Genomic DNA, 10,968 nt, shown 5'->3' with positions numbered 1-10,968 from the left:
TATCCGTGCAGCAGACCCATGAGCCATTAAACGCTACGGCAAAGATGCCTTGTACCGCGAGCATGGCAATCGATACTCGAGCAACAGGCACGGACTACGACCAGTCCTCGTCTGCCAGTGGCGCTTCATTCAGCTCATCGCGTCGCGCCCGCCAATCCGGCAGGTGCTTGTCCATCAGCTCAGTGAATCTCTGGTTGTGCGCGCGCTCAATCAAGTGCACGAGTTCATGCACCACGATGTACTCGAGGCAGCGAGGATTCTTTTTCGCGAGCTCAGGATTGAGCCAGATGGCACGCGACGCTGTTTGACAGGTGCCCCACTTCGTCTTCATCTTGCGCACAACGAACGTCGATACGTCCTCGCCGACGATCGGCTGCCATTTCTCCAGCAGCGGTGGCACAGCTTCTTTGAGTTCCTTGCGGTACCAGCGGTCAAGTACCGCCCTACGCTGCTCGTCGCTGTAATCGCGGGGCGTTGTGAGCCAAAGCGTTTTGCCTGCCACATTGACCAGCGACCGCCCGGTGCGTGACGCGTCAAGTCGTAGGCGCTCGCCCCACACGTAATGTGTCTCGCCGGAGATCATGCGGCGCTCCGTTTGACGGTCCGCGTTCTGGAGCTGCTCGCGCTGCTTCTTGATCCAAGGTAGGCGTTGCACGATCGCCAGGCGGATGGTGTCTTCGTCGATGCGATGCGGTGCCGCCACCCGGACACGACCTACCGGAGGATAGACGGAGATGTGCAGGTTCTTGATGTCCTTATAGACGACGTCAATACCTAGCCCAGCGACAGTGAGGTAGGCGCTACCGGTACTCATCCTGAGCCTTCACCAGTTTGAACAATTCTTCGAACCGATCGAATCCTTCCGGCAATACACGACGAAGCTCGCGGGCCAACGCTCGCTCTTTCATCTTGCTGCCGACCCAACCATGTTCCTTCTGTCGCATCACGGTGTCGTTGACCACCATCGCAAGATCGATGTCCGCGAAGTTGAAATCAACGAGCGCGCGCTTTGCTCCAGTATCGGCCCACGCGGGGTACTCCTTGTCTGACTCTCGCGTACCGACCTTGGTCGCCAGCTCAAGGAGCCGTTCCAGATACTCCTTGTAACCGAGAGCATCTTGTCGGCGTTGCTCGATGAGTGCGTCGAGCAACTTGGACATTCGGTCGTAGTAGCGCGGGTTCAACGCCCCTTCATCAACAATGGTCTTGCGCACGTTGTTGACGATCGTCTCTGCCGCCGCTTCGGGGTTGTTACGAACTCTAGGAGGCAAGGTGTCGATCGCTCCCTCGCCACGCTCGACGATCAGCTCAACGAGACCCTTCTCAAACGTCGCCACCACCTCGGATGCGCCGGCTTGAATGTACGTATCCAGGAGAGAGCGCATGCCGGCCTCAAACTGTTTCATGTTGATATTTTCGCCGGCCCCGAGCTCCACCTCGTCGCGCACAGCAACAAAATGGTCAACTTCTTTGCGGATGGCCACGGCTTCGGCAGACGAATAGCCAGCGGCATCCATCTCATTGGCGAGGGCGGCGTACGCACGAACGACCCCGGAGACGCTCTTGTAAAGTTCGACGCGCTTGGGTTCGTTGGCTTTGATTTGATCCGCGTCCCCCGGCACCGCGCTAACGAAATAGTGCTGGTGCTCAAGTGTGTCTTTAGGGGGCGCAACTGGTTCAACCAACGCTCGAATCTTCTCCAGCGCGGCGTCGAGATCCTCACGCCCCTGCTTGACACGGTCTTTGAGGAGACCCTCAACGTCCTTCTCCTCATACCCGTCGAGGGCGCCGGACGTGTAATCGGTAATCGCCGACTCGAGCGAGTTGAACAGGTCACGGTAATCGATGATGTAGCCGTAGGTCTTGTCGTCACCATCGAGTCGGTTCACACGACAGATGGCCTGGAACAGGCCGTGGTCGCGCATCTTCTTATCGATGTAGAGGTAAGTGGCGCTCGGCGCATCAAAGCCGGTCAGGAGCTTGTCCACCACAATGAGCAGCGGCATCTGTCCAGGTTCTTCTATGAATCGCCGTTTGACTTCCTTCTCGAATTCTTCGATCCTGCCAACCGCTTCATCCGCCGGGACCTCAAAGAAGTCAGCGAGCATCTTTCGATAGATGTCGTATTGTCGCAGCTTCTCGGTCGCTCCTGCGCCGGAATCCTCTTTCGAGATATCTCCCGGGTTCGGTACATAGCTCGTGACGATTGCGACCTTGTCTTTGAATCCCGCATTGACGAACATCTCGAAAAACTTGCAGGCCTGGTAGATACTGTCGCCCACCAGCATCGCATTACCGCGACCACTCACCAAGCGCGGCTCCCTCTCCATATCCAGAAGGATGTCCTGCACAATCTGTTTGGCGCGAGGCTCAGCAGAAACGACTTTCTGCATCGTGCCCCACTTCTTCTTGAGGCGAGCCTTGCTCAAGTCGGTGAGTCCCTTGGTCTTGGCCTCGAACCACTTGTCGACCCTTTCGGGGCTGGTCAGGTCCTGGTCAATATTCCGGGCCTCATAACGCAGGTCGAGCACAACGCCATCCTCGACCGCCTCGTCGAACTTGTAGGTGTGGATGAACGAACCGAATGTCTCAATACTCGTCGCTTTGTCGGCCTTCAGCAGCGGGGTGCCGGTAAATCCAATGAACATCGCCCCAGGCAGCAGTTCCTTCATCGCCCGGTGCATCTTGCCAGACTGGGTACGGTGCGCCTCATCAACGAAGACGAACAGGTTCCCCTTTGCCGCGAATCCAGCAGGGACGCGCGTGTGCAACTCGGCGATAAACTCGTCGCTGTCGCGGTCGACTTCGTGGTCGTCGTCGCCGCCCCGGAATTTGTGCACCAGGGAGCCGATCAGCCACGGATCGTGCTTGTTCAACTGAGCCAGCAGATCCGTACCCGAAGTCGTGCGATAAATCGATTCGTTGACGCCCCCGAAGACCTTCTCGATCTGCTCGTCAAGTTCGGTGCGGTCGGTGATGATCAGGACACGCGACTGCGGCTGGTTCTCACGAATCCACTTCGCCAGCCACACCATCGTCAGGCTTTTGCCAGAACCCTGCGTGTGCCAAATGATGCCGCCTTCTCGTTTGGCGATGCGAGCCTGTGCCGCCTTCACTCCGAAGTACTGGTTGTGACGGGCCGTCTTCTTCTTGCCCGAATCGAACACCATGAAGTCATGGATCAGCTCAAGGAAGCGATCCTTCGAGCACATCTGTAAAATCGCCCGGTCAAGGGGTTGGCCAACGTCAGCGCCGACGGCATTGTCCTGCGGTTCTTTCCACTCCAGCCAGTACTTCTCCGGCGTCTCGATCACGCCATAACGCAGCCCCTCGACATCGTTGCCGGCGAACACCAGTTGAACGGTCGAGAAGAAGGGGCGAACGAAGTGCGCGCTCTGATTTCCGATGTTCTGACGGATGCCTTCCGAAACGCTGACCTTCGAACGCTTGAACTCAATAACGCCAAGAGCCAAGCCATTGACGTACAGCACCACATCTGGCCGTTTGTTGTGGGCGCCCGCGATAGAGACTTCTTCGGCCACGACGAAGTGGTTGGCCTCGGGCTCCTTCCAGTCGATAAGCCAGACCGTCTCGAACTGGTCACCAACACCGCGTTTGATCTTCACGCCATAGCGCAGCAGATCGTACACCTCACGATTGGCCTCATACAGACTGCGGACGCCACCAACCAAACTGGCAGTCTCCACAGCATGGAGCACCTTGCGGATGGCCTCTTCGTCATGCCCGCGACTCTCCAAGTAGTGGATCAGAGCGTTTTCGTCGAGGTTGCTATTTTCGAGCGCCTCAAGGTTGCCGCCATACTCGTAACCCAAGTGATCCTGGAAGAACTTAACGACGCGATCCTGTGTCTTCCGCTCGATCTGTCCGACGCTGCTCATACCGATACCTCCTCGGCAACAGGAAGCCGAGTGCGCCCCGTCAGNCTGCATCATGCCTTGCTTGATCGCACGGGTGGACTCGAGTCGGCGTTCGAGAGCAGCGATTTCGTCGTCGACGTCACGGAGCAACTGAGAAATGGCATTCTGCTCATCAACGCTCCTCGGCAGCTGAAGCCCGATTGGATAAATGTCCTTCGGATGAATGTGCGGTTGCGCCCCTCCGGTCTGCGCGCGATAAATGACATCTTGCCGCAACAAGAGGCTGTAGTAGATATAGTCGAGATTGAAAGACTTCGATCTACTAATTGTCGAGCAGTCGGATGCAAAAATCGGCCCGTCATATACAGCCACGTAGCCAGCGGAAGCACCCGAAGCGCTGATGGTGATCGTCCTGCCAGTTCGATTTGCTCGATCGGTAAATCCGGCAGGTCTCTTGCCTCCAGCTACTACCGGAATTTGCCCTTCTCCTGCTTGAGCCCGCGTAAGCGTAGACCCTCTTTGGATCCGTGTCACATCACCAAAAGTCACGCTTTGCCAGGCCTCATAAAAGCCTGGAAGTCGTGTACGTGCAGTTAANCTGCATCATGCCTTGCTTGATGGCGCGCTTCTTGGTGATGAGTTGCGTCAGCGCCCCTACCAAAGCATCGACATCCGCAAGACGTCGAGCGATCTCAAAGCGCTCTCGATACCCCGGGTAGGCAACTTCAAAGCCTTTCAGGCTCTTGTTGGTGATCTGGTTGATGGTGGCGCCGAGGTGTTCCTCGACTTGACGTTTGAATTCTTCTGACTGGAAGAAGTAGCGCAAGTAGTCGTTCAACGGAGAACGGAAGACCGCCATGAAGGCGCCGAAGGTCTCACCTTCAACTCGCTCGTCAAGATATAGGCTCTTGCCGATTAACGGGCGACTGCCATTTCGGACGCAAATCAAGATGTCAGAGCGATGAACGCGAATCTTCTCGGAGATCGGCGCATCCACGTAGACGGTGTCGTCGAGGGCCAGCTGACCATCCTGAATGTTTGACGAACGCAAGACAAGGGTTCCTCCTGTCGTGCTTACTTGTGAGGGCGAGTACGTCAAGCCGATCAGCGTCTCACCGATGTCACCCAGCGTGGATACTGTCCAGTCCATCAGTCGGCTACCCCCATCGCCGCCAGGTGGGCAGCGACCTTCGCGGTCAGAGCCTCGACTTCACCATCAAGGTCACCCACCGTTTGTTCGTAGCGGGAGCCAAGCACGTTCAGCCGCTGCACGAGCGTCTGAATCAGCGCCGCACGCTCCGCCTGTACCCCAGCGATCACACGGCCGCCCCATTTCTCATCGATGACTAGTTTCTGAATATCGGCAGTAGTCAGCTGGGCGTACTGCTTGAGTGTCTGCTGGTCGAGTTCGACTCGGGCGTCCTTCGCGACCTTTTTTGCGGCGGTCTCTGCCTTAAACAGTCCGACAACTTGGGCTAGGGCTTGGATCTCGTCGCTGTCGGCGCCCTCCGCCTTGGCCGCCTTGAGTCGGTCGGTGGCGGTCTTGTTGGTGACCTTGCCGTCATCGTCGGTTGCGTCGAACAGCAGTCCTTCTTCGACGGCGTACTCTTCGACGTACTCCTCGATAGCCTGACCGGCCGCTTCGACCTCAGCATCCAGTGCATCGAGCGGGGTCTGCACGTCGGCAAGATAGCGCGCGACGATCAGCTCAGGCGGGATCAGGTCCATCACCCAGCGCTTCGCATTGGCACGGGTGCCGAAGGTCATGTGCGCGACCTCGTGCTTCGGCTTCTTGTTCTTATCGTATCCGAGAATGCGAGCAGCGCGCGGTTTGGCGGCGCCGTCCCAGCCTTCGCCCATGATCAGAGCGACGTCGTCGTGCAAGACATCGTGCCAATAGCTCATCAGCTGCTCGTACACGCCATACTCATCAATGAGCGGCTGCTCCCGGAAGGCTTCGAGCAGGCTGTCGCCCAGTTCAGCGATCAGGTCAGCAGGGCGAGTGGTGCGCGTAATTTTCTGCAGGAGCGCCCCGTGGCTGTTCCACCAGCGACCGACGATTGCGTTTGTGTTGCTGACGAAGGCCGCATACTCATCCGAGTCAGTGATAGTAGCCTGAATATCTGCTTTGTCGACCCTCAGCTCGCTATACCCCTCGCGAAGCGGCTTGAAGAGCGTCGAGCGGAGGGCAGGGAACGCATCCCAATACGGCTGCAGGGCGTCGAGGTCACGATTCGGGATCCCGCCCTTGAGATGGGCATGCAGATCCTGGATGTCTTCGGGCTGCGAGCTGTCGATGAAGCGGGGGATGTTGAGGTTGTAGTCGTTCTTCGGATCTGCGATCTCACTCAGCGGCACCATGCGCGAGTACCGAGGCACGTCTAGCTGCTTCGTAAACGTGTCGATGATCTGGTGCATGTCGCGCGGGCGTAGGCGGTTCTTGTTGCCGTCCTTCGTGAATCCCTTGCTGGCGTCGACCATAAAGATGCCAGTGCGCCCGACCGCGTTCTCCTTATCGAGCACGATGATGCAGGCCGGAATGCCGGTGCCATAGAAGAGGTTCGCCGGAAGCCCGATGATTCCCTTGATATACCCTCGCTTGATCAACTCCTTGCGGATCGTTGCTTCGGCGTTGCCTCGGAAAAGCACACCGTGCGGCAGGATCACTGCACCCTTACCAATGCTCTTCAAACTCTTGATCATGTGGAGCAGAAAGGCGTAGTCGCCGTTCTTCTCTGGAGGACGTCCGTAGCCGTCGAAGCGCCCGTACTCGTTCTCGAGGCCGTTGTTCCACGACTTGACGCTGAACGGTGGGTTCGCGACCAAGTAGTCGAACGTCTGCAGCTCGTTGCCGCGGAGGAACTGCGGGCTCGTGATTGTGTCACCCTGGCGGATGTCCGCTGTTGCGTTGCCGTGTAGCACCATGTTCATCACGGCCAGCGCCCGTGTCGCGTTGTCCTTCTCCTGGCCATAGATGGTCAGACCGTGAGGGGATGCATCGGCGACCTTGAGGAGCAGGGAACCAGAGCCACAGGTCGGGTCATAGACGGTGGCCGATTTCGGCGTGTCCGACTTGACACCAATGAGGGCAGCCATGACGCGCGAGACCTCGGCGGGCGTATAAAACTGGCCCTTGCTCTTACCCGACTCGCTGGCGAAGTGCCGCATCAGGTACTCGTAGGCATCGCCCAGCAGGTCGTCACCTTCGGCGCGCGAACCCGTAAAGTCGAGGTCCTGGAAGATTCCGATCAGCTTGGTGAGGCGGTCAACCAGCTCCTTGCCCTTGCCGAGCTTGTCCGGGTCATCGAAGTCAGCGTTGTTGATGACGCCCTGCAAGTCGTTGGCGTCGGCCAGCCTGCGGATGGCGACGTTGACCCGCTCGCCAATGTCTGGCTGTCCCTTCAGCTCGACCAGGTCATCGAAGGATCCACCTTCCGGCACCTCGATATCTGCGTACGGATCGGCCTTGGCCTTGTCGGAGACATACTTCACGAACAGCAGCGTCAACACGTAGTCCTTGTATTGACTGGCGTCCATCCCACCACGGAGCTCGTCCGCTCCGGCCCAGAGCGAGCTATACAGATCTGACTTCTTGAGGGCCATCGTCACACCATCGTCCGCAGCAAAATTGACGGCTCGAGACGAACGCAACCTACATACTTCATTGGATCATTCTCCTACACGCCATGCTCAGTTTTTGCGTTGCTGTCGCGGGAAGCGACTTCACAGAGCTGTGGCCGACCGATAGCAGGCTCAGCTCTCCGCGCCACGAGGAATACGCGACGTGGCGTGTGATCCGTTGCTCCCCTGGTCATCAAAGATCGTTCGGAAAGACCCGGTCACCCCGAGCCCAAAACTCCGTGTAGTTCACCGCAAGGGACGGCATGGGAACAGAAACAGCCGAGCCGGGATCATCGATTCCGAGAATCACGCCCGCGGTTGGGATCACCACACCCGACTTGGTCGTAGGAAAAACTAAGTGCCTATCGTGCAGACGTCGCCGGTCGGATCGGGACATGAAACGAACTTCGACGTCAGGCAACCCTTGAACTGCATCTGAAATCTCCTGAGCAAATCCCTCACGGCACGGGTCATCACTCACTAGAAGGCGAAGTGCCGTTTTCGACACTTGCCTCAAATCTTTGAGAAATGACCCCACCTCGTCGGCGTTGGCGAACAAGTATCGATCCACCCACATCGCCCGATCGCTATCGCTCAACAATTCGGCAAACCGACGGATCGAGCTTTCGCGCGTGCTCGGCCACCCAGGGCTCTCCGAGCGGACTTTGCTTAATAGTTGTGAGTCTTCAACAAGTCTGGAGAGCTTAAATTCACCATCATGACCAAGGGTACCCAAGCATCGCAACGCTTCAAGGCTGTTTGGGTCACAGTCCGCCAGTCGCCGTGTTCCTAACAAGACTTCGGCTGCACTCGACGGCAACGTCGCCGCTATCCTGCGAGAGTCATTATTGAGGTGTTCGATAGCGCGAAGCCGACCTTGGCGCGCATCCGCCCCAAGAAATCGCCGTGCAAGCCATGTAGATTCGCCAACAAGTTCTTTGAGTTCAGTGAGATCTGTACCCGGTTGCAGCTCCTGTGCATCCTCCTCGGTCAAGGCCGGGAGGGTTTCTACATGCGCCCTACTCAAGAGCGGGCTGCCCGAGAAGCCAGGATCCAGGGTGTCACTGAAGCGTGCAACCAAGAGTGCCCCCGTATCCCGCGCAGGCAAAGAATCCACAAGTAGACGGTAAAGCATCGAGTGGAGTTTTCCACCCTGAGATCGTCTTATGGCATGACCATAGTTATCAAAAACGACCTGAGCGCATCTCTCTTCTTCAATAGCAGTCGAGACATCCGTGTCGATACGATCACGCAGTTGTTCCTGACCACGTTCACCCTCTAACCGACCATCCACTGTCACGGCCGATGGACCAAGATGACCAGAAACTGCGGAGCACACGGATGTGAGCCCCCAGCGTGGGAGGGAGCGAACAAGTACTACCTCACCGTCGAGCACGCGCTCGGAAATACCTTGTATCCAAGTTTCCTCGCTCGGGAGCCACCTAATAGCCGGCACCGACAGCCCTCCCGATCGCACGAATTCGTGGTTCAGTTGTTCCGGAGTTCACGAGACCATACGGCTCCGCATGCGTCAGTTGCCGCGGGTTCTCAGCGATAATACTGGCGGCAAGTTCTCGGTCCTCTGGGTCAGCTGACCAAAGTTCACGCAATAGCTCCGCCTCGCCCGGAAACCATTCTGCGAAAGATTCAAGAATTTCCGAAGCTTGACGAAATGGTGAGCCATCGGATTCATCCAGTGAGCTGGCTCGTACATCTTCAAGTGACATATGCCATGGAATTTCGCCGCCGCGACGCCGCTTCACCGCAAGAGAACAAGCTTTGCGGGTTAATAGCGCATGCCCACCGTACTCTTCAAACAGGAAGTCAATGACGTCATGTTGACGCACACGAACTCCCATCCGACGCCCAAGATCTCGAACCATTTCCGCCATCTCGTCTCTCGACAGTGGCGCCAGATACAAGAGACGGACAAGTTTATAGAGCAGATTATCTTGCCCTCCCCCTAATAGAGGCCGTTCGAAAATCGCGGGGTCGACACCTGCACAAATGAGCACAAGACCAACATTCGGATCGGGACTCTGAATCAATCCACGCAACTGTGTAAGAGTGACCAACATTTCATGCGCTTCGTCGCCCAAGTGCGACCTATCGGGATGCAACTGGTCGATTTCATCAATAAAAATCTCAAGTCGGCCGTTTGCATGACGGGATAGTAGCTCAAGATCGGAAAGCCACTGCAACCGCATCAGTTCTATATTGACTTTCAATTCCCCTTCACGGCTCAGGGTTCGCAGTCGAGGCATATCTTTGGTGGATACGCCCAGGTCTTTTACCGCCTTCCAGGATTTTTCAAGAAGCGTTAGTCGAAACTGATCTGCATTCGAAAGACCACTAACATCAATCAATGCAACCGGCCTGCGCGCCTCCATCCGGCTGCGATGCACAAAATTCAACAGCGACGTCTTCCCAGTTTTTCGAAGCCCGAACACCCCGATTGATTGACCCCGCTTGATGTCGGAGACAATCTGCTCAAATTCAGCGATGCGACCAAAGAACCCAGCCGGGTTGTGCACAGGAGTTGACATATCGTAGTGGTCAACCGAAGAAAGGACTGTCGACATCCGCTGACGGATATCCGGAGAGTTCTTGCCCAGGTCACCGAGATGCAAATCAATTGCGGCAAATTCACCTCGGCGACGCCGAAGAAGACGATCAACATCGGGGTCGAGACTCGCAATCATGAATAACCCATGATCAACGCGAGCGTTGGTCGAGATCCTACGTTGGATAAGTTCTAGAAGCCGGGGCTCTACCGTTTGGTACTCGGCATATACCAACTGTATTTCTAAGTGAGCATCAAACATATCCGCAACGGTTTCTTGTAACGTTACATTAATCCACCAACGCCGCGGATCGGCTTCATCTTGCTCACATCGCCAGGTTCCGCAGTTCGACTGTTCGAGATAGCTCAGAAGCTCGGCACCGTACTGCGTCTCTCGACGGAAACGCTCTTTGTAGCGCTCCAAGTCTTGCTGTCGCACAGTGTGAGGGACTGAGTCGCCTCGACCGTACCCGAGTCCATCAGGCATATGCACCGTTCCCCTCTCAACGTAGTGCCAACGCAGGTAATTCGTCAGCAATCACCGCGAGAATTACCGATCAATCTGCGATAGCAATGCGCAGAATTTCAACGAAGTTCCCGCTCGTAACGTCAGCATATTCGATCCGTCCCACCTACGTTGACACGACGTGCGATGCATCGCAGGCGGCGGATTGTCATCAGGTGGGGAGAAGGCCGGCCTCACAACCGGGCCCAGCACGGAGTGCCCAAACGCACCGGGCTTGTTTCAACCTAAGCACGGACTGCAGATGACCTCGACATCAAGGTCTCCGACAGCGAGGAACCGGCAATAGGGACCACGTAGGAGAGGCACCTTCTTGTCAGCGTGTTGACCCAAGCATTCACCGTCGCCGCTCCGCCCTTGCACCGATTGATGTGAGCGTGGTT

General features: G+C 56.8%; 6 protein-coding genes. All 6 read right to left on the bottom strand.

Annotated elements, in window-relative coordinates; all coding sequences use genetic code 11:
* Positions 1-94: 94 nt before the first annotated feature.
* The 6 genes from ID132_RS12480 to ID132_RS12455 all read right to left on the bottom strand — a co-directional run bounded on the left by ID132_RS12480 (position 95) and on the right by ID132_RS12455 (position 10,501).
* On the bottom strand, positions 95-814 hold the full coding sequence (locus ID132_RS12480) for a M48 family metallopeptidase (RefSeq protein ID WP_193128777.1): 720 nt from the start codon (positions 812-814) through the stop codon (positions 95-97).
* Positions 801-4,412: an HsdR family type I site-specific deoxyribonuclease gene (locus ID132_RS12475; protein WP_328744513.1), complete on the bottom strand. Its 3,612-nt coding sequence runs from the start codon at positions 4,410-4,412 to the stop codon at positions 801-803. Before ID132_RS12475 ends, ID132_RS12480 begins: the two co-directional genes overlap by 14 nt.
* A 28-nt stretch (positions 4,413-4,440) precedes the next feature.
* Positions 4,441-5,028, bottom strand: a complete 588-nt coding sequence (locus ID132_RS12470; RefSeq protein WP_193128775.1) for a restriction endonuclease subunit S — start codon at positions 5,026-5,028, stop codon at positions 4,441-4,443.
* Entirely contained in the window at positions 5,028-7,481 is a 2,454-nt protein-coding gene (locus ID132_RS12465) for a type I restriction-modification system subunit M (RefSeq protein ID WP_193128774.1), read from the bottom strand. The genes ID132_RS12470 and ID132_RS12465 overlap by 1 nt, the downstream gene beginning before the upstream one ends.
* 211 nt (positions 7,482-7,692) lie before the next feature.
* A complete protein-coding gene (locus tag ID132_RS12460; RefSeq protein WP_211198427.1) occupies positions 7,693-8,838 on the bottom strand; it encodes a hypothetical protein in 1,146 nt (381 codons plus the stop codon).
* Between the two features lie 103 nt (positions 8,839-8,941).
* The gene (locus ID132_RS12455) at positions 8,942-10,501 is read right to left on the bottom strand and encodes a hypothetical protein (RefSeq protein ID WP_193128772.1); all 1,560 of its coding nucleotides are present in this window, start codon (positions 10,499-10,501) and stop codon (positions 8,942-8,944) included.
* Between the last annotated feature and the right edge of the window lie 467 nt (positions 10,502-10,968).

The sequence above is a fragment of the Gulosibacter sediminis genome, from assembly GCF_014904065.1.
Classification (GTDB): domain Bacteria; phylum Actinomycetota; class Actinomycetes; order Actinomycetales; family Microbacteriaceae; genus Gulosibacter; species Gulosibacter sediminis.
The sequence above is the reverse complement of the archived record's forward strand: the minus strand, read 5'-3'. Positions and strand labels throughout refer to the sequence as shown.